Consider the following 19,514-nt stretch of genomic DNA (forward strand, 5'->3'; position numbering starts at 1 on the left):
TCGACCCAAGCCAAAATGCAAGGTTTGCGGCTTGGACCTGCCTCCAACTCCCTCTGCGCTGTTTTGCTCCCGTGACTGCTACGACCGCTATCAGGCCATGGACCACACCTCCCGCCACTAGCCCCGCCGGGAGGAGCGCACCATGTGCCGGTTGTTCGGGCTGCACGCCGGGTCCCGGCCGGTCCGCGCCACCTTCTGGCTCCTTGACGCCCCGGACAGCCTGTCCGAGCAGAGCAGGAAGGAGCCCGACGGCGCCGGGATCGGCACGTTCGATCCCGACGGCGGCCCGCGGGTCACCAAACGGCCGCTCGCCGCATGGGAGGACCACGCCTTCGCCCGGGAGGCGAGGGAGCTGCGGAGCACCACCTTCCTGGCCCACGTCCGGTACGCCAGCACGGGTGCGCACACCCTGGTGAACACGCACCCGTTCGAGCAGGACGGCCGGCTGTTCGCCCACAACGGCGCCTTCCACGGACTCGACCGGCTCGACGCGCGGCTGCGTGAGTTCGGCGTGGCGGAACTGGTGCAGGGCCAGACCGACAGTGAGCGGCTCTTCGCCCTCATCACGGCAGAGAGCCGCAGGGCCGGCGGGGACGTGGCGGAAGGCATCACCCGGGCGGTGGGCTGGGTGGCCGCCGAGCTGCCCGTCCTGGCGTTGAACATCATCGTGACGACGGCCACCGACCTCTGGGCGCTCCGCTACCCGGCAACCCACCCGCTGTACGTGCTGGAACGCGACCCCTTGACCGAACCCGCTCCGGTGGCACCGCTGGACGCCAGAAGCTCCCGGATCCACTCCCGAAGCACCGAACTGGCCGAGTCCCGCTCCGTCCTCTTCGCCACCAAACGGATGAACCAGAACCCCGGCTGGCGTCCCATGGCACCGGGCGAGCTGGTGCATGTTGGCCCTGACCTGGCGGTGACGTCCACCTTCCCATTCCCGGACCAACCTGCCCACCCGCTCACGCTCGCGGACCTGGAACCGTCCGCGGCGGCGTCGCAAATGTCCTGACGGTGTATCTCCGGAAGGCGCGGCTTACGTGGCCGGCGCCGCGGCAGCCTTCTTCTCCAGCGCCTGGGCCATCTTCTGCACCTTGGCACCGTAGCCGCCGTTGATGGCGGTGTCCTTGATCTTGTTCGCCTGGGCATCCAGGTCCGCCGGGGCGGCGTTCTTGAGTGCGGTCAGGTCCGCCTGGAGGTTGGCCGGGAGCTTGGCGAACAGCTTGGGGTGGTTGATGAGCTGGTCGGCCACCTTCTGGAGCCCGGCGCCGGGATTGTCGGAACCGAACGCGGTGCGCAGCTCCTGGCGCAGGCCGGCCAGGCCGGTGGCTGCCTTCTCCAGCGCTTCGGCACGCTTCTGGATCTCGGCGCCGTACCCGCCGGACAGGGCGGTGGTCTTGATCTTGTAGGCATCCTTCACGCGGTCCGCAGGTGCGGCGTCCTTGAGGGCTGTCACGTCCGCCTGGAGGGCTGCGGGGAGCTTGGCGAAAAGCTTGGGATGGTTGACCAGCGCCGCGGCTGCTTCCGCCGCGCGGTCCCCGGCCGCCTGTGGGCTGTCAGCGTTCAGGGTCAGGAAGGCCTTCAGGCCGCCAGCGCCCTTTGCTGCCTTGACGTCGCTGGATGCTGTGGTTGAGGTTGCAGACACGGATGTTGGGCTGGGGGATGCGGACGCGGCACCCACGCCCGCGGCGGCCATGGCACCGGCGGCCAGGACTGCTGCCGCTCCGACGCCGATGCGGGCCCTCATTGACGGAATTGATGGCTTCACCACGGTGTGTTCCTCCAAATTTGCGCGTGGGTCCACCCGACGGGTTGGACCGGCAGGCTTCACTGTAGGACCGCAGGCTGGGGAAATGCTGAATGCCGCTCCTGCACCTTTATCTCCACCTTTATCCGGGCGCGGATTATGCTCGGCCTATGAAGATGCGTGATCCCCAGGCGAAGCCTGTTCCTGCCGGCAAACTGGGTTTTTGGCAGCAGCGGACGTGGCTGTGGATTGTCGCCGCGGGATTCGACGTGTACATCCTTGGTTTCGTCATCGGGTTGCAGCCGTCCGGCCCGCTCTGCGGCAGCCCGTTGCTTCCCAACAGCCGCGCCGCCGAACTGGCTGACCTGGAAGAGGCCGGCAGAGGGGCCGCGGCCACGTGCTACCGGACCATCGACTCCGATTCCGTGCCCGTGTGGAGCCTCATGGCCCTGGGAATCGGCCTGGTTCTGCTGGGAGTGGTGGTCCGGATAGTCCGTATCCGGCTTTTCGCCGGCGCTGCCGACGCCGTGAAGGCCGGCTAGGTGCGGTAGGCACCCAAAGACAGGAAAGCTCCCGGCCTGCGCCGGGAGCTTTCGTGTGTTTGCCGAAGGGACGGATGGTGCCCGCTACTCCGCGAGCTTGGCGACGGACTGCGCCCAGATGAAGAACTTGTTGGTGCCCAGGTCCTTGACGGTCTTGATGTTCAGCGCCTCTTTGAGCTTCTGCGCGTCGCTTTCGGACAATCCCTTCAGCGCCTCCACGGGCGCCTTCGCCAATTCGTCGATGCCCTTGTCGAGGTACTCCTTGTCGAACTTTGCGTTGATTCCAGCCATAGTGTCCTCCTGGTGCTCGGATGGGTCCTGACTGTGCTCTGGGGCACAGTGGTCATTCAACCACGAACGGACGCACGCGCCGCCGTAGGCGGCTTCTTGACCGTGGCGAGCAGGAAAACGCCGGCGACGGCGGTGGCCCCGGACAGGAGGAACAGGACGATTGCCAGCGGGGGTGCTGCGTCCGCCTCGCCCAGGATGGTGATGCCGATGGCGACGGCGACGAGGGGATCGATGACGCAGGCCGGCCACCACGAGTTCGGGGGTTCCCCTTGTGTGGGCGTTCTGGACCAGGAAGCTGCCGGCCAGGGCGGCGATGAGCAGGCCTGCCAGGCATGTCAGCGACAACCACTCGAAGTCGCCCTGGAACAGCCGGGCGATGACGGTCTTGGCCAGGGCCGCGACGAACCCGAAGAGGATCCCGGCTCCGGCGGTGAACACGACGGCACCCGACCGGTGGCGCCATAAGGCGAAGGCCACGGCAACACCGGCCAGGACCACGGCGAGCACGATCAGGATGGTGATCAAGTGCCGGTCGCTGACCTCCACGTCCTCCGCGGACAGCGCCGCCACGGCAACGAACACACCCACGCCGCCAACGCATAGCGCCACTGCGGTGAGGGCCCGCCGCCCGGGGGACCGGCGGGTCATCCGGGCCGTTGCCAGGGTGGTGACCACCAGGGCGATGGCGCCGATGGGCTGCACCACGATCAGGGGCGAGAACCGCAGGCTGGTGAGCTGGAGGAGGATGGCGGCGCCGAGCATCCCCGTCCCGGCCAGCCACACCGGCCTCCGGACCAGGGCCTGCAGGCGTCCGCCGCCCATGCTGCCCGCCGCGCGCCCGGCTGCAGCCGGCTGGTCTTCCACGGCGCGGTGCTGGAACAGCGTTCCCAAGGCAAGCAGGACGGCGCCGGCCGCGGCAATCGGGATGCCCAGCCAGTGGTAGGACGACAGCGCGGACACGGCCGCAGCCTGCTGGATCATGATCAGACCTTACCCAACCCGGACCCAGCTACCCACCCGGGCGGCCACCCGCCGTCGGGCCTTTTCCCTCTACAGCCTGCCCGGCTACAGCAGGCTGGGCCGGCTGGCGAGGATGTAGTCCACGGCCGCGGGGCCGGTCATACACAAATCCGGCCACTCGGTCCGGCCGCCGCGGTGCTGCTGCAGGTACCCTTCCTGCCGTACGGCTGCCCACAGCGACGCGATGGGGCCGGGCTTCCGGGCATTGAGCAGGCACCAGCTCAGGTACAGCCCGTACAACTCGTCGTCGCTGAGGCCCGGCTGCTTTGCGGGGACTCGTTCAAGGCATTCGGACAGGAATTGTCGATGATTCGGGGCGCTCATGTTTGGCCCTTCAGCCGGGTGCGGCCGTATGCTCACACATGCTGCATTCGTAGCCGCGGGTGCCCTGGATGGGTCCGCTCCCGGCATTCCTTTCGGCCTGGAAATCGGCCCATACCTCGCCGTGCGCCACGCCGCCCCCAGCTTGCTTATTACTGGGTCTACACCTAAAGTCTACAGTGTAGAGAAATTGTCGACATGGTTTTAGTCAAGGGATCAGAGTTTGCATGGCCGCTACGGCTGCTCACACATATCCCAGGAGAACTACATGTCCACTCACACCCAGAACGATCACGCCACCCCCGTCCGCAACGCCAATGACATCAGGATTTCCGTCCGGACCCTCGAATTTGCCGTTTACGTTGCCGCAGTGCTCGCCACGATCATCACCGCAGCAGTTGTGGGGGACGATGCGAGCGAGAACGGCGTTGACGTGTTCAACGCCAACCACGCCATGCAGTACATCGCCTTCCTCACGGTGGGCCTGATGGTGGCCCGCGGCCTGGCGAAAGCCGGCAACCGCACCCACACCAACCACGCCTAACACGCGGTTGTCCGGCGCCCCCGCCGGACACTGAGAAGTCCGGGTGCGGCGTCCTGCCAGGATGCCGCACCCGTTCTCCTCCCACCCCACTTGCGATTTACCCTGCCGGGCGCTCACAACTCCCCGCAAACCCGCCCGGTGCACTGTGCAAGGCTCCGGGTTTGAACCGCTGTAGCCGAACGGCGAACAACTGCACCTTGTTTGAAAAGAGCCACCATGGCGCAATCACAGTTCGACCAGTTCCTCACCGAAGCCACCTGCCCGGACCACGAGTCCGGGAGCAGCCTTGACGACGACACCCTGTACGGCCTCTACACCAGCTGGTGCAACTTGTCCCAGCAGGAGCCGCAGGACGAGCACGTCTTCTTTGAGGCGATGAGCCGACGCGTCCGCCCCGACGCCTGCCTGCGCATGACCGGACCGGCGGCCGCCGACTACATCCTGTGCAGCTACCGGGCCGTGGTGTGACAGTCCTCGTCACCCAGGCCTCCAACAGCTACGTGCCCAGGCACACCCTCCAGCCCCACGGAAAACGCCCCTGGTGCGCCCACTGCGACACGGATTTCCACCTGTTCGTTGACTCGCCGCCCGTCCTGAACCGCCGCGCCTCAACAGTTGCCGTGGCCATCCACTGTTCCCAGTGCCGCCATTCCCGGGTCCTGGAGACCACGGCAGAGCACGTGGCGGCGCTTCCCGCGCACACCCCCATTCCGCATGAAACGCAAGGAATTTCACACCCATGATGAACAACACCCATACCCCGCACGGCCCCGCCGCCGCCCGCGAAGCCCGTGCCGCCGTCGAGCATTTTGACCTCACGCCCGCCGGCCTGGCCGACGCGCCTGCCCAGCAGCTGGACCTGGACAGCCTTGTCCACACCGGCAACAGCTAGGAACCGGCGCATGGGCACGCCGCGGACCTTCGACACCATCGCCATCATCTTCAACCCCAACAGCACCGGTGACGCCCCCGCGCTCGCCGAACAGCTCAAGGCCAGCCTCAGCGGCCTGCTTCCGTACGCCACGGACATCCGGCTGCAGCCCACCAGCCATGCCGGGCACGCCGTCCAGCTGGCGCGCGAGCTTGCCGCCACCGGGCACGTCCTGGTGGTCTCCGTCAGCGGGGACGGCGGGTACAACGAGGTGGTCAACGGCGTCATGCAGGCCGGGAACCCGGACGCCGTGTGCGCCGTCCTGGCCGCGGGCAACGCCAACGACCACAGCCGCAGCACCGGCACCAGGCCGCTGGAACACGCCATTGCCGGCGGCGACGTCCGGCACATCGACCTCCTGCGCATCACCACGGGCGAGCCCGGGGACGCCCCCGACGAGTACGCGCACTCCTACATCGGCTTCGGACTGACACCCATCATGGCCATCGGCCTGGAAAAGGGCAGCAAGGGTGCACTGAAGGAGACGGTGTCCGTTGTGCGCACGTTCGCCAAGTTCAAGCCGTTCGAGATCCTGCCCGACGGCGGCAAGCGGCGGAAGTTCGACAGCCTGGTCCTGGCGAACATCGCCCAGATGGCCAAGTACGCCACCCTCAGCGACGCCGACAGCAAGCTGGCCGACGGCAAGTTCGAGGTGGTGGTCTTCCCCCACAAGTCCAAGCTGCGGGTGCTCCTGACAGCGCTCCGCGCAGCCACCAAGGGGCTGGGGGACCAGCCCAGCGTCAGCAGCTACGGGTTTACCACCCTTAAGCCCATCCCGTACCAGATCGACGGTGAGGTGAGGTCGCTCGACGCCGACACGCAGGTCACCGTCCATAGCGCACCTGCCGCGCTGGCCACTTTAGGGTAGGAACCGCTCGATGGATTTGAACTTGAAAAGGACTGCCGGTGCACGCCGCAACCGACCAACCACCCGCCGCTGAACCCGCGCGCCGCCCGATGCACCTGCCCGGCATGCGGCCCTGCCTTACGCCCCGGATTGTCGCCGCCGGCGGACTCACCTCACACGTGTATCTCCTTGCCGGCCCTGCGGGTTCCCCGCGCCCGGTCTTCGTGCTGCTGCACGGCATCGGAATGTCGCACCGCTATTACCGGCGGCTGCAGGCGCTGCTGGCCCGGCACGGGGACACCTACGCCGTGGACCTCCCCGGCTTCGGCGGCACCCCCACCCCGGACCGGCAGCTGTCCGTGGCCGACTACGCCGCGCACACGGCGGCGGCCCTGGAAAAGATGGGCGTTACCCGCGCCGTGGTGGTGGGGCACTCCATGGGAACGCAGTTCGCCACCGAGCTCGCGGTCCAGCGGCCGGACCTGGTGTCCCACCTGGCGCTGCTGGGCCCGGTAGTGGACCCGACCCGCCGGACCGTCCTGGAGCAGTCCCTGGCCCTTGGCCTGGACGGGCTGAAGGAGAGCCCGCTGGGCAATGCCATCGTCTTCACCGACTACATCCGGTCCGGGCTCCGCTGGTACCTCACCGAGCTGCCCGTCATGATGGGCTACGACCTGGACGCGCGGCTGGCCCTGGTGAGCCAGCCGGTCCTTGTGGTCCGCGGCTCCCGCGACCCCATCGCCCCGAGGGACTGGTGCGAGAAGCTGGCCGCGACGGTCCCCAACGGCACCTTCCTGGAAATTCCCGGCAAGCCGCACATCGTCCAGCACGGTGGCGCTGCCGGGACCGCGGCGGGGATCCTGGGGCTCGCCCGGGCTTAGTTCCCGGCGCCGGGCCACTCCCTCCCCGACGCGCAAGCGCATTTGCGACGCGCGGGTTCATTTTCGACTCGCATCTTCCCGGGCGCAGGCCATATTTGGGCCGCGAAATGGAACCTGCGCGTCGGAAACGTCGAGGTTGTCCCTTCGCAAAACTAATAATCATGCTTACTATTGTTGGGCGCGGGCTGTCCGCTGGGGGCAGAGCACCCGCGCCGCACCGGAGGTCTCTCAAGCATGGACAATGAAATGCGTCCCCTCACTGATGAAGAACTGATGTCGGAACAGGCCACCGCGCTTCCGGACAAGGAAGTTGCATCGGTCCTGGACCTGAACGCTGACCTGGACCTTGGTATCAACGCCGCAGCACCCATTGACCTGGCCGTAGCCGCCAACGCCAACGTGGCGGCACCGATCGACGCAGCAGCCTCGGCCAACATCCTGTCCTTCGGCTCGGACGCGCAGGCACTGTCCAGCCAGGACGCCGTCATTGACCAGGGCATCACTGCCGACGCGAATGCGGACTCCACGCAGGACAGCGTCATCGGCCAGGCTGATGGCACCGCGGACGGGGGTACCACCGACACCGGAACCACAGACGGGACCACGGACGGAACGTCCGGTTCGGTAACGGTCCCCTCCGGCACCGGCGGGCTGACGGATGCAGCGGGCGCCCTGAACGGCAACCTTCTGAACGTCGACGTGAACCTGGACGCCGACGCCGCCATCGCGGCACCCATCAACGGTGCCGTGGCCGCCAACGCCAACGTTGCCGCTCCCATCGACGCGGCGGTGGCCGCGAACATCGGCTCCATCGACAGCCAGGCCTACGCCATCTCGGACCAGAGCGCCACCATCTCGCAGCACATCGACGGCGAGGCGAACGCCACGGCCGATCAGCAGTCCGACCTGCAGCAGTAAGGCAGATGACCCAAACCCACGGCGGGCCGCCTCCCGAGGCGGGCCCGCCGTCGTCACGCGCCACCCTTGCCCAGGACGCGCCGGGCCAGACCATTACGACGGCGGCCGCCCACCTTCCAGCCCTGGCCGACGGTGTGCAGCTGCTTGGCCCCGCCGAAGGATCCGGCTACCGCGAACCGCCCGCCCTGGTGCGGCGCGCCGACGGCCAGACCCTGCAGCTGACCAGGCTCCTGTACCTGGTGCTGGAGGCCGCCGACGGGACGCGGGACCTTGAGGGCATCGCCCGGCACGTCAGCGAAGGCTCCGGACGGCTGGTCAGCGCGGACAACGTGCGCACCCTGATGGACACCCAGCTGCTGCCGATGGGCCTGCTCCGGCTTGCCGACGGCACCCAGCCCGAAGTCAGGAAGGCCAACCCGCTGCTGGGCCTGCGGTTCCGCTACATCGTGTCCGACCCCCAACGCACCCGCAGGATCACGGCCCCGTTCGCTGTCCTCTTCAACCCGCTGATCGTGGTGGCAGTAACGGTGGCGTTCCTGGCCGCCTGCTGGTGGGTGCTCATGGTCAAGGGCCTGGGCTCGGCCACCCACGAGGCGTTTGCCCAGCCCGCTCTCCTGCCGCTGATCCTCGCCGTCACCATCCTCTCCGCCGGCTTCCACGAATTCGGCCATGCCGCCGCCACCCGCAAGGGCGGGGCAACACCCGGGGCAATGGGCGCCGGGCTGTACCTGCTGTGGCCCGCGTTCTTCACGGACGTGACCGACTCATACCGGCTGGGCCGCGGCGGCCGGATCCGCACGGACCTGGGCGGCCTGTACTTCAACGCCATCGTGGCAGTGGCCATCATGGGACTGTGGTGGGCCACCGGCTTTGATGCGCTGCTGCTGGTGGTGGTCACGCAGATCCTGCAGATGGTCCGCCAGCTGATCCCGCTGGTGAAGTACGACGGCTACCACATCCTGGCCGACGCCACCGGCGTGCCCGACCTGTTCCAGCGGATCAAGCCCACCCTCCTGGGGATCCTTCCGTGGCGGTGGGGCAACCCTGAAAGCAAGGTGCTCAAGCCCTGGGCCCGGGCCGTGGTCACCGTCTGGGTCCTGGTGACCGTTCCGGTGCTGCTGTTCAGCATGGTGATGATGGTGCTTTCCCTGCCGCGGCTGGTGGCCACGGGCTGGGCGAGTGCGGTCAAGCAGCAGGAAATGCTGGCGGCGAGTCTGTCGTCCGGCGACGTTTTGGGCGCGGCGGTGCGGGCACTGGCGGTTGTTGTTGTGGCCGTGCCGGTGCTGGGCGTGCTGTACATCGTGGTGCGGCTGCTGCGGCAGCTGGTGACCGGGCTGTGGCAGAAAACGCGCGGCAAGGCGGTGCAGCGCACCGTTGCCATGGCCGCCGTCGCGGCTCTTCTGGCAGGGCTCGCCTGGGCATGGTGGCCCGACGGCGGGACGTACCGTCCGGTCCAGGCTTACGAACGCGGGACACTGGGGGACGCCACCCGCGCAATCCTTCCCCAGCGTGAGCGCGGGGCGCTCCGGCAGGGAGCAACCGGGCAGACCGTTGCGCTGTGGCCGGCAGGCGCCACCAAGCCCACGCGGGACAACCCGCAGCTGAGCATGGTGCTGGTACCCGCAGATGCCTCTGGTACCGGGGCGTCCTCCAGCGGCGGGGGTGCTGCTTCCGGCACTGCGGCGCCGTCCTGGGTGTTCCCGTTCGACCGGCCCGCCGCCCCGGAGGGCGACGGAAACCAGGCGCTCGCGGTCAACACCACCGACGGCTCGGTGACGTACAGCGTGGCGTTCGCGCTGGTGTGGGCCGAGGACGGCAATCCCGTCACCACCACCAACGAAGCCTACGCGTTCGCCAACTGCACGGGCTGCGCCGCGGTGGCTGTCGGATTCCAGGTGGTCCTGGTGGTGGGGCAGGCGGACGTCATCGTCCCGCAGAACCTCTCCGCGGCGGCGAACTACAACTGCCTGGACTGCCTTGCCTACGCCCTGGCCAGCCAGCTGGTCCTGACCCTGGACGGGCCGCTGGATCAGGCCAGCAAGCAGCAGCTCGAGGCGTTGTGGGCACAGATCGCCGAGTACGGCCGGAATCTCCAGGACGTGCCGCTCTCCGATATCCAGGCCACGTTGAACGGCTACAAGGAGCAGATTACGGCCATCGTTAAGGGCACTTCCGGGACGTCGTCCTCCGGGCCGACATCTCCGGCATCAGCAGGAGCCTCCCCGGGCCCCACGACGTCCAGTTCCCAAACCGAACCCAGCGTCCCGGCCCAGCCGACGGCCCCGGCCGGCGCCCCCAACCCGGCTCCGACTGAGGTGGCCACAGCGCCGGCGGGCCAGTACGGGGAAGGCGGGCAGCCGACGTCGTCCGTTGACGAGGCAACGCCGGCACCCACCGTGGATTCCGGCGGAGGGGGGACCCCCGCACCAATCCCGACCTCAAGCGCAGGCTGAGCCGTTTACTTCAGGCCAGCATGCCTTTCCTTCAGCGGCATATTGCTGTGGTGCGGGCCGTGCTGCAGCTGGAGGGCGCAGTGGATGAGCGGGAAATGGCTGAATGCCTGGGGCGTGTTGCCCAGCTGGCGGTTGTTGCGGGGGTCCCATTCCTCACTGAGCAGGCCCACGTCGTTGCGCAGCGAAAGCAGGCGTTCAAACAGGTCCACGGCCTCGTCCCGGCGGCCGATGCCCAGCAGCGCGTCGGCGAGCCAGAAGGAGCATGCCAGGAAGACGCCTTCGGTGCCAGGCAGCCCGTCATTGCTGGCCTCGGGGTGGTACCGCAGGACGAACCCGTCCTCGGTCAGGTTCTTCTGGACCGCGTCCACCGTGCCCACGACGCGGGGATGGTCATGGGGAAGGAACCCGACGCGGGGGATCAGCAGCAGGCTGGCATCGAGTTCGCTGCTGCCGTAGGACTGGACGAAGGTGTTGCGTTTTTGGTCGAAGCCGTGCGTCATGACGTCGTCGTGGATCTGCTTGCGCAGTGCGGCCCAGCGCCCCCCGGGTCCGGGAAGGCCGGATTCCTGGACGGCCTTGACCATCCGGTCCGCGGCCACCCAGGCCATGACCTTGGAATGGGTGAAATGGCGCCGGGGCCCCCGCATCTCCCAGAGCCCGTTGTCCGGCTGGTCCCACGCGCCCTCCAGGAACTCCATCAACGCCACCTGGATATCCCAGGAATCATCCGTGGTGCCGGGGTCCGCGGCCCGGGTAAGGGCCAGGCCGTCCAGGACCTCTCCCCACACGTCCAGCTGCAGTTGCGGGGCCGCGGCGTTGCCGGTCCGGACAGGCTTGGAACCTTCGAACCCTCCAAGCCACGGCAGCTCGGCCTCGGGCAGCCGGCGTGTCCCGTCCAGTCCATACATGATCTGCAAATCCGCGGGGTTGCCGGCCACCGCACGCAGCAGCCATTCCCTCCACGCCGCTGCTTCATCCTTGTAGCCGCAGGCCAGCAGGGACTGCAGCGTCAGGGTGGCGTCCCGCAGCCAGCAGAAGCGGTAGTCCCAGTTGCGGCTGCCCCCGGGGTTCTCAGGCAATGAGGTGGTTGCGGCGGCCACGATGCCTCCGGTCGGGGCGAAGGTAAGTGCCTTGAGGGTGATCAGGGACCGTTCCACCGCGTCTTTGTAGTCGCCGGCCATGGAGTTCCGGCCGGTCCATTGCTCCCAATACTCCTGCGTGGAGGCCAGCGCCTTCTCCGGCTCGGTTTGGTCCGGGACGGGCTTGTAACTGTGTGCCCAGCGCAGGACGAACGGGATGCGGTCACCGGCGTTGACGGTGAATTCACTGACGGTCCGCATGTCCTTGCCCTCCAGCGGCGCGGGGGTGCTGAGGTAGGCGGCGTCAGGGCCCGCGATGGCGTTGATGCCGTGGCTGGTCCGCCGGACCCACGGAACGATCCGGCCGTAATCGAAGCGCAGGGACAGTTCGCCCTGCATGGCAACGCTCCCCTTCAGGCCCTCCACCATGCGCACCACGTCAGCGGAACCATCGCGGACCGGCATCAAGTCCGTTACCCTGACGCTTCCGTCCGCCGTGTACCATTCCGTCTCCAGGATCAGCGTGCCGGGCCGGTAGCGCCGCCGGGTGCAGTCACCGGCTCCGGCCGGGGCCAGCCGCCACCGCCCCGCCTCCGGCGAGTCCAGCAGGGCCGCGAAGCATGCCGGTGAATCGAAGTTTGGCATGCACATCCAGTCGATGGACCCGCTGCGGCCCACCAATGCAGCCGTGTGCAGGTCACCGATGATCGCATAGTCTTCGATCCTTGCCATCTGTTCCTCCGGGGTTTCGTATCCGACATGGTGCGGCTTCCCGCCAGTTGGGAAGCCGGGAAGCTATCCGCCCACCTGGTCCACGGTGAATGCCGCCAGGAATCCCGCGGCGGCGATCAGGCCGGTAAGCAGGTGATGCTCCTCGAAGGCCTCGGGAATCATTGTGTCGGCGAGCATCGCCAGGATGGCGCCGGCCGCAACGGCGGTGATGAAGGCGACCAGTTCCCCGGGGGCGTTCTGCAGGACCAGGAACCCGACCAGCGCGGCAAGCCCGGAGAGGACGGCGATGCCGCCCCACACGCCGAACACGTAGCCAGGCCCGCGGCCGGCCCTTTTCATCCCGGCTGTGCTGGACAGTCCCTCGGGGACATTGGAGATGAAGACGGCGGCCAGCATGGCAGGGCTGACCGCGCCCGCTGTCACCAGCCCCACCCCCAGGACCACCGATTCCGGGATGCCGTCCAGCAGCGCGCCGATGGCGATGGCCGTCCCGCTGCCCGGCTTTTCCTTTTCGGAGGGCTGCTTGCCGCCCGACCGCTTCCGATGCTTCGCGCCCTTGCTGGCCAACACGGCATTGGCAGCCACATACACCAGGGCGCCGCTGGCGAACCCGGCGATGGTGGGCCACAGTCCGCCGCCGTTGACGGCCTCCTCCACGAGCTCAAACGACAGCGCAGAAATCAGCACACCGGCGCCGAACGACATCACAGAGGACACCACCTTTGGCGGGATCTTCCATTTCCACGCCAGCGCGCATCCCACCACCAGCGCCCCGCCGGCGATGGTGCCCCACATCCATGCCTGCAGCCATGCCGGCATTAGGCACCACCCGCCGTCGAACGTCCGCTTCTCCAGCGCCGTGCGTTCCTCGCCGCCCGGACCGCCGCAAAGGCCAGGCCCGCGGCCGCGCCTGACGCCGCCACGGCAAGCATCCGCCGCGCCGCACGGGTGCTTTCCAGCACGGCCCGGGCATCGGGGCCCGGCTCCGGCCTTCTGCCGGTGACGTCGTTCTCATCCAACTCCCAGGCCGACGCGGGAGGAAAGATCCCCGACGGCAGTTGTTCCCGCCGCAGCTCCCGGCGTACGGCCAGCCGCTCCCGTACCTCCTGGTTGGGGGCGGGCACCGCACCCTCCGCCGCCAGGGCTGCGGGGAGGTCGATGATGTACGGCTCTCCATAGAACGCCGCGGAAGCCACCGAGTCCAGCCATGCATTGGTAGGTGCCGCCACGCCGGCGCGCGCGAAACCTGACTGCAGCATGTCCCGGATATCCGCCAGCCCCCGGCCTTCGGTCTCCCGTGCGACCTCGAAGATCACCGCCTGCAGCAGCGCTTTCTGCCTCCCGCCGGAGTCCTCGGCGCTCGGATCCTGGCCTGTGGGGTCAGGGTCAAGTGGCTTTGCCCCCGAGGGGTTCGCGTTGCCTGGGCTGGTGCTCATGGGCTTCCTTTCGGTCCTGTCATGGTTGGCGGGTGCCTGCTTTTACTGGACCCGGTAAGGGCGGGCGTCGGCAGCGCGGAAGGCCAGCCCGTTGCCGGGGACATCCGACGGACGGACCCACCCGCCGTCCGGGTCAAGCGCTCCGTCAAAGAACAGGTTTTCGATCCGGACGTGGTCGTGGAACCACTCAAGGTGCCGGAAATTAGGGGTGGCTGCGGCGACGGCGGCACTGAGGTGGGGTGCGCAGTGGCCTGAGATTTCCAGTCCGTGGGCGGCAGCGACGGCGGCCACGCGCAGCCATTCGCTGATCCCGCCGCACCTGCTGACATCGGCCTGGAGGCAGTCGACGGCGTCCGCGCTGCACATGCGCCGGAAGTACACCAGTCCCGTTCCGTACTCCCCGGCGGCCACGTCGGCGTCGACGGCGGCGCGCACCGCCCGCAGTCCGGCGAGGTCGTCGCTGGAGACGGGTTCTTCGAACCAAGTGACGTGCTCATCTGCTGCTTCCCGCATCACCCGGACCGCTTGCTTGGCGCTGTAGCCACCGTTGGCGTCCACGAACAGTTCCGTGCCGGGCCCGATGGCGGCACGCGCCTGGCGGATGCGCTCCAGGTCCCGCGCGACGTGCGTCCCGCCGTCCTGGCCGATCTTGATCTTCACCCGGGGGATGTGCTGGCCCTGGGCCCAGCCCTGGAGCTGGTCCCGCAGCTGGTCGTCGGAGTAGGTGCTGAACCCGCCGCTGCCGTACACGGCCACGGAATCCCGGACAGCGCCCAGGAGTTTATGCAGCGGCACCTCCAGCAGCCGGGCCTTCAGATCCCACAGGGCACAGTCGACGGCGGACACGGCATAGGATGCCAGGCCGGTCCGGCCAGGGTTGCGCACCGTCCGCGCCATCGCAGCTGCCGCGGCCGGCACGTCCAAAACGTCAATGCCCTGGACGGCCGGGGCCAGCAGGCCTTCCACCAGGGCCGCCGCCGGCACCGGGGCGTAGGTCCAGCCCAACCCGGTCTTCCCGCCGCCGTCCGCTTCCACCAGGACCAGGGTGGTGGAGTCCCAGCTGTAGGTGCCGTCCGCTTCGGGTGCGTCGGTTGGAACCGTGAAGGCGCTTGCCCGGATGGCGGTGACCGGGGTGGCGGCGGCGGACACGGTTCAGCCCTCCTTGTGCGGCAGGAATTCCTGGATCTTGGTCTTGACCCCTTCCTTCACCACGCCCCAGGCGCTGTCGTCGCCCTTGACCATGGCCTCCGCAGTCTTCCGCGCCTGTTCAAAGGTGGCGTGCGGCGGGATCGGCGGAATATCGGGGTCGGTGCGGACGTCCAGGAGGGTGGGCCGGTCCGCGGCGAGGGCCTTCTCCCAGGCCGGCCCCACGTCGTCGGGGTCCTCAACGTGGATGCCCTGCAACCCCAGGCTCTCCGCAAAACCCGCGTAGTCGACGTCGGGCAGGGCCTGGGACTCGCGGAAGGCCGGCACCCCGCCCATGGCCCTCATTTCCCAGGTGACCTGGTTCAGGTCATTGTTGTGCAGGACGGCCACCACCAGCCGGGGATCATTCCATTCGCGCCAGTAGTGTTTCACCGTGATGAGCTCCGCCAGCCCGTTCATCTGCATGGCGCCGTCCCCGGCGAAGGCGATGGCGGGCCGGGCCGGAAAGGCGAACTTGGCGCCGATGGCGTAGGGCACACCGGGGCCCATGGTGGCCAGGTTGCCCGACAGCGAGCCGCGGACGCCTTCCCGGAACTTCAGCTGCCGCGCGTACCAGTTGGCTGAGGAGCCGGAATCGGCGCTGAGCATCGCGTCCGCCGGCAACCGGGTGGAGAGTTCGGCGAACAGCCGCATGGGGTTGACCGGGTTGGCGCTGACCATGGCTTCGTCGTGCATGGTTTCCCACCAGCGGCTGATGTTCGATTCCAGGTTTTCCCGCCAGGACCGCTCCTGCTTGCGGGCCAGGTGCGGAATCAGGGCGCGCAGGGCGGCAGCGGCGTCGGAGACGATGTTGAATTCGTTGGTGTAGCGCAGCCCGATCATCTTGGGGTCGACGTCGATCTGCACGCCACGCGCCTGGCCCGGTTCAGGCAGGAACTGCGTGTACGGGAAACTGGATCCCACCGTGAGCAGGGTGTCGCAGTCCCGCATCATCTCGTAACTGGGGCGGGTGCCCAGCAACCCGATGGAGCCGGTGACGTAGGGAAGGTCATCGGGCAGGGCGTCCTTGCCCAGCAGCGCCTTGGCCACCCCGGCTCCCAGCAGTTCAGCCACTTCCCGGACCTCCGCGGCCGCGCCCCGCGCCCCTTGTCCGATCAGGATGGCCACCTTGGAGCCTTCATTCAGGAGTTGCGCGGCACCGCGGATCGAGTCGGTGTCAGGCTGGATGTCGGGCCAGCGGACACCGACGCTGGAAGGGACCATCTTGAAGTCGTGGGTGGGGGCGGCATACTCGAGTTCCTGCACATCGGCCGGGATGATCACAGCGGTGGGTGCCTGTTGGGCCTCCGCGATACGGATGGCGCGGTCGATGACGTTGGGCAGCTGCTGGGGGACGGTCACCATCTGGACGTAGTCGGAAGCCACGTCCTTGAAGAGAGTCAGCAGGTCAACCTCCTGCTGGTAGGAGCCGCCCATGGCGCTGCGTGCCGTCTGTCCCACGATGGCCACCACCGGAACGTGGTCCAGCTTGGCGTCGTAGAGGCCGTTGAGCAGATGGATGGCTCCGGGCCCGGAGGTGGCCATGCACACGGCCACGCGGCCGCCGAACTTGGCGTAGCCCACGGCCTCGAACGCGGCCATCTCCTCGTGCCGTGCCTGGATGAATTTCGGCTGGTTGCCGGACTTGCCAAAGGCGGCCAGGATGCCGTTGATACCGTCTCCGGGGAAACCGAAGACCTTGTCCACACCCCACTCACCGAGGCGTGCGAGCAGGTAGTCGGCCACTGTGGTTGCCATGATCAGTCTTCCTTTGCGCTCATCGTGGCGCCGCGGCGGGCGCCTTGGACCAGGACGCGGGCGGCGCGGGCCGCCAGCGCCATGATGGTCAGGGCGGGGTTGGCGCTGCCCTGGGTGGGCAGCACGCTGCCGTCCGTGACCAGGAGGTTGGGTACCGCGAAACTGCGGCAGTTCCGGTCCACCACACCGGCGTCCTGGGTGGCTGCCATCCGGGCCCCGCCAACCAAGTGGGCATAGCGGTTGATGGTGATGACTTCCTCTGCCCCTGCAGCGGTCAGGATTTCTTCCATGACCTGCTGTGCTGCGGACATCAGCTGCCGGTCGTTGTCGCACTGGCCGTAGCTGAAGCGCGCCACGGGAATGCCGTGCCGGTCCGTCTCGTCCGCCAGCGTTACCCGGTTCTCCTTCAGGGGGAGGAATTCGCACAGGGCGCCCATGCAGGCCCAGTGCGGGTAGTCGCTCATGTAGCGGCGGAGGGTGGACCCCCAGTGCCCTTGCGCGGCAACATGCTCGGCCCAGGTAATGGGCAACGGGGACACGCACTGGATGGAGAATCCCCGCTTGTATGGCTTTGCCGGGTCCGTTTCGTAGAAGTCCTCCGTGCTGACTTCGGGGGGAGGGGCCTTCCACATCCGCACCTCGGCCTGGAACCGCCCGGCGGTTTGGGGCGCGCCCTGGACCATCAGGTACCGTCCCACCTGGTCGAAGTCGTTGCACATCCCGTCCGGGAAGCGCGGCGTGGCGGAGTTCAGTAGCAGCCGCGGGGTTTCGATCGAGTAGCCGGCCACGGCCACCAGGCGGGCCCGCTGGAACTTCGTGACACCGCCCTGGACATATTCGACGCCGGTTGCCAGCCCGCTGCGTTCGTCAAAGCCGATCCGGGTGGCCATCGAGTCGGGGCGGATTTCGGCGCCGTGGGCCAGCGCGTCCGGGACGTGCGTGATCAGCGGGGATGCCTTGGCGTTGACCTTGCAGCCCTGGAGGCAGAATCCCCGGTAGATGCAGTGCGGCCGGTTGCCGAACCTGCCGTTGGCGATGGCCACCGGACCCACCTTCGCGGTGATGCCGCGGGCGTTGGCGCCGCGCAGGAACAGCTCGCCGTTGCCGGACACAGGATGCGGCCGGTGCGGGTAGCCGTGCGGGTCGCCCCACGGCCAGCGCTCCCCGGCGACCGGCAGTTCCGCTTCGATGTCTTCGTAGAACGGCCGCAGTTCCGCGTACTCCAGGGGCCAGTCGGCGCCCACCCCATCAGCAGTGAAGGTCCGGAAATCGCTGGGGTGGAAACGTGGCGTGTACCCGGCGAAGTGGACCATGGAGCCGCCCACCCCCCGGCCCGAGTTGTTTGACCCCAAGGGCACGGGATCAGTCCCGGCAATAACCCGTGGTTCGGTCCAGTACAGGTGGTGGGATCCGGCTTCATCGCTGACCCAGTCCTGCTCGGGTTCCCAGAACGGACCCGCCTCCAACGCCACCGCCCGCCACCCGGCCCGTGCCAGGCGCTGCAGCAGCGTGGAACCTCCTGCTCCGCAGCCCACGATGACCATGTCCACCTCATCGGTTTCGGCGTACCGCCGCATGTTCTCCCGCAGCCGAAGGTTGCTGCCGGGTCCGGAAGGGAGCAGCCACGCGGACTCATTGCGTTCGCGGACCCTGTTCACCGGTCTGCCCCGTGGCCTGCGTCGTGGGTTGGCCCGTGGGTGGGGTCAGCATCGGGGCGGATGTCGCGCACCTCGAACGGCTCCAGGCGGTTCACACCCAGGTTCTTGTAGCCGCGCGGGTAGGCCGGTCCCGCGAAGCCGATTTCGTCCCAGGCCAGGGGGTGCGAGTAGAAGGCGGTGCAGGCGTACCGGGTCCAGAGGCTCCACACCCGGTCCGCCGGCAGGCCGTGCCAGAGTTCCCGGTGCAGATTGCAGATGTCCTGGAGGAGTCCGGCCTGCTGCTCTGGATCCAGGCCGGCATAGGTGGAGCCGGCACGGGAGTGCGCTTCACGGTCCAGCGCCGCGAGCGTTGCCCGCCACGCTTCGCCGTCCCTCGGCATGTTGTCATAGTGCCAGCCGTCGGTTTGCTCATCGGCCAGGCGGGCGTCCACCATGTTCACCACCGGCACCCGGGGCTCGCCCTGCTGGCCCAGTAACTGGTCGAAGAGGGCGCGCGCTGCGGCCTCCTCTGCGGGCGTGAAGAAACGGACGTCCGGCGGCATACCCAGGCGGGACTCGACGACGGCGGCAGTCGCCCGGTCCCAATGGCCCGCCTGGGCGCGGGTGCTGAAACCGGGGTAGCGGCCGCCGCCGTCGGACATGTCCAGTGGGAGGCTGCTCATGGTTCCCGCCTCAGGACGGAGGCCAGCACCCCCATTCCGCCCACCAGGGTGACCAGCAGCGGCGCGAACAGCGGCGGACCCATCTCCAGGTTGTAGCGCAGGTTGGACAGGCCGCCCGGTTTCTGCCGGATGCCCTGCAGGTGCAGCCAGGTTCCTTGCAGCCCGTTGGCAATGATCGCGGCGCTGGCCAGCGGGAGGGCGGTCTTTGCCATGCGGCGGCTGAATACGCCGGCTACTCCCGCGGCGGCACCCAGCGGGCCCAAGGCAACGGGAACCCACATCCACTTGTTGCCGAAACTGGCCTTGTCATGTTCCAGATAGATTTCCGCCGCCGTGACCAGGGCACCGGCAGCCGTCAGGCCTGACAAGGAGCGCTCAAACCTCCCCGTCTGCACATTCCGTACAAGCCGGTCGATGCCATTCACCGTGCTGCGGACCGGATCTGCCGGGTGTTGCGTCTTCATGATTCTCCTTCGGGTCGCCTGCGAACAGACGAGGGAAGCTGGCAA

The 19,514-nt window shown here is 68.1% G+C and carries 21 protein-coding genes; 10 read left to right on the plus strand and 11 right to left on the minus strand.

Translation table 11 applies throughout. The features are described 5' to 3' along the window. The first annotated feature begins 142 nt into the window (after positions 1-142). Positions 143-1,012, plus strand: coding sequence for a class II glutamine amidotransferase (locus tag ASG79_RS17785; protein ID WP_056392871.1), 870 nt, complete (start codon positions 143-145; stop codon positions 1,010-1,012). A 24-nt stretch (positions 1,013-1,036) separates the two neighbouring features. Here ASG79_RS17785 and ASG79_RS17790 read toward each other — a convergent pair whose 3' ends face one another. After that, on the minus strand, positions 1,037-1,747 hold the full coding sequence (locus tag ASG79_RS17790; protein WP_056392873.1) for a hypothetical protein: 711 nt from the start codon (positions 1,745-1,747) through the stop codon (positions 1,037-1,039). A gap of 170 nt (positions 1,748-1,917) precedes the next feature. Between ASG79_RS17790 and ASG79_RS17795 the strand changes: the two genes are divergently transcribed. Next, positions 1,918-2,289, plus strand: a complete 372-nt coding sequence (locus ASG79_RS17795; RefSeq protein WP_056392874.1) for a hypothetical protein — start codon at positions 1,918-1,920, stop codon at positions 2,287-2,289. 84 nt (positions 2,290-2,373) lie between these two features. Here the strand turns inward: ASG79_RS17795 and ASG79_RS23590 are convergent, their stop codons facing one another. After that, positions 2,374-3,561 carry a hypothetical protein gene (locus ASG79_RS23590; protein WP_056392876.1) on the minus strand — a complete coding sequence of 396 codons (1,188 nt, stop codon included), beginning with the start codon at positions 3,559-3,561 and terminating at the stop codon, positions 2,374-2,376. An 84-nt stretch (positions 3,562-3,645) separates the two neighbouring features. Then, the gene (locus tag ASG79_RS17805; protein ID WP_056392878.1) at positions 3,646-3,924 is read right to left on the minus strand and encodes a hypothetical protein; all 279 of its coding nucleotides are present in this window, start codon (positions 3,922-3,924) and stop codon (positions 3,646-3,648) included. A gap of 265 nt (positions 3,925-4,189) precedes the next feature. On the opposite strand from ASG79_RS17805, the gene ASG79_RS17810 reads away from it, so the two are divergent. From ASG79_RS17810 to ASG79_RS17840, 8 genes are all read left to right on the plus strand, one after another. Then, positions 4,190-4,465 carry a hypothetical protein gene (locus ASG79_RS17810; RefSeq protein WP_056392880.1) on the plus strand — a complete coding sequence of 92 codons (276 nt, stop codon included), beginning with the start codon at positions 4,190-4,192 and terminating at the stop codon, positions 4,463-4,465. Between the two features lie 216 nt (positions 4,466-4,681). Beyond that, positions 4,682-4,933 (plus strand): hypothetical protein, encoded by a 252-nt coding sequence (locus ASG79_RS17815; RefSeq protein WP_018768717.1) that lies wholly within the window; start codon positions 4,682-4,684, stop codon positions 4,931-4,933. Further along, positions 4,930-5,208, plus strand: coding sequence for a hypothetical protein (locus ASG79_RS17820; protein ID WP_018768716.1), 279 nt, complete (start codon positions 4,930-4,932; stop codon positions 5,206-5,208). Before ASG79_RS17815 ends, ASG79_RS17820 begins: the two co-directional genes overlap by 4 nt. Continuing rightward, on the plus strand, positions 5,205-5,357 hold the full coding sequence (locus ASG79_RS23595; RefSeq protein WP_018768715.1) for a hypothetical protein: 153 nt from the start codon (positions 5,205-5,207) through the stop codon (positions 5,355-5,357). Before ASG79_RS17820 ends, ASG79_RS23595 begins: the two co-directional genes overlap by 4 nt. Positions 5,358-5,367: 10 nt before the next feature. Next, on the plus strand, positions 5,368-6,264 hold the full coding sequence (locus tag ASG79_RS17825) for a diacylglycerol/lipid kinase family protein (RefSeq protein ID WP_056392882.1): 897 nt from the start codon (positions 5,368-5,370) through the stop codon (positions 6,262-6,264). A 38-nt stretch (positions 6,265-6,302) separates the two neighbouring features. Continuing rightward, positions 6,303-7,124 carry an alpha/beta fold hydrolase gene (locus tag ASG79_RS17830; RefSeq protein ID WP_056392884.1) on the plus strand — a complete coding sequence of 274 codons (822 nt, stop codon included), beginning with the start codon at positions 6,303-6,305 and terminating at the stop codon, positions 7,122-7,124. Between the two features lie 246 nt (positions 7,125-7,370). Continuing rightward, entirely contained in the window at positions 7,371-8,042 is a 672-nt protein-coding gene (locus ASG79_RS17835) for a peptidoglycan-binding protein (RefSeq protein ID WP_235509847.1), read from the plus strand. Between the two features lie 5 nt (positions 8,043-8,047). Continuing rightward, positions 8,048-10,495 carry a hypothetical protein gene (locus ASG79_RS17840; protein WP_056392887.1) on the plus strand — a complete coding sequence of 816 codons (2,448 nt, stop codon included), beginning with the start codon at positions 8,048-8,050 and terminating at the stop codon, positions 10,493-10,495. Between the two features lie 5 nt (positions 10,496-10,500). Here ASG79_RS17840 and ASG79_RS17845 read toward each other — a convergent pair whose 3' ends face one another. The 8 genes from ASG79_RS17845 to ASG79_RS17880 all read right to left on the minus strand — a co-directional run bounded on the left by ASG79_RS17845 (position 10,501) and on the right by ASG79_RS17880 (position 19,469). Next, positions 10,501-12,306, minus strand: coding sequence for a glycoside hydrolase family 15 protein (locus tag ASG79_RS17845; RefSeq protein ID WP_056392890.1), 1,806 nt, complete (start codon positions 12,304-12,306; stop codon positions 10,501-10,503). A gap of 63 nt (positions 12,307-12,369) precedes the next feature. Next, entirely contained in the window at positions 12,370-13,125 is a 756-nt protein-coding gene (locus ASG79_RS17850) for a ZIP family metal transporter (RefSeq protein ID WP_056392892.1), read from the minus strand. Next, positions 13,125-13,742: a hypothetical protein gene (locus ASG79_RS17855; protein ID WP_056392894.1), complete on the minus strand. Its 618-nt coding sequence runs from the start codon at positions 13,740-13,742 to the stop codon at positions 13,125-13,127. Before ASG79_RS17855 ends, ASG79_RS17850 begins: the two co-directional genes overlap by 1 nt. 42 nt (positions 13,743-13,784) lie before the next feature. Next, positions 13,785-14,891 carry an enolase C-terminal domain-like protein gene (locus ASG79_RS17860; protein WP_056392896.1) on the minus strand — a complete coding sequence of 369 codons (1,107 nt, stop codon included), beginning with the start codon at positions 14,889-14,891 and terminating at the stop codon, positions 13,785-13,787. Positions 14,892-14,894: 3 nt separating this feature from the next. After that, complete coding sequence (locus tag ASG79_RS17865; protein WP_056392898.1) at positions 14,895-16,685, minus strand: thiamine pyrophosphate-requiring protein; 1,791 nt, start codon at positions 16,683-16,685, stop codon at positions 14,895-14,897. A gap of 2 nt (positions 16,686-16,687) precedes the next feature. Further along, positions 16,688-18,343 carry a GMC family oxidoreductase gene (locus ASG79_RS17870; protein WP_056392900.1) on the minus strand — a complete coding sequence of 552 codons (1,656 nt, stop codon included), beginning with the start codon at positions 18,341-18,343 and terminating at the stop codon, positions 16,688-16,690. Next, the gene (locus tag ASG79_RS17875; RefSeq protein ID WP_056392901.1) at positions 18,340-19,005 is read right to left on the minus strand and encodes a gluconate 2-dehydrogenase subunit 3 family protein; all 666 of its coding nucleotides are present in this window, start codon (positions 19,003-19,005) and stop codon (positions 18,340-18,342) included. Before ASG79_RS17875 ends, ASG79_RS17870 begins: the two co-directional genes overlap by 4 nt. Then, entirely contained in the window at positions 19,002-19,469 is a 468-nt protein-coding gene (locus ASG79_RS17880; protein WP_018768701.1) for a hypothetical protein, read from the minus strand. Before ASG79_RS17880 ends, ASG79_RS17875 begins: the two co-directional genes overlap by 4 nt. Positions 19,470-19,514: the final 45 nt, after the last annotated feature.

Origin of the sequence: Arthrobacter sp. Soil761 (genome assembly GCF_001428325.1) — a bacterium.
Classification (GTDB): Bacteria; Actinomycetota; Actinomycetes; order Actinomycetales; family Micrococcaceae; genus Arthrobacter.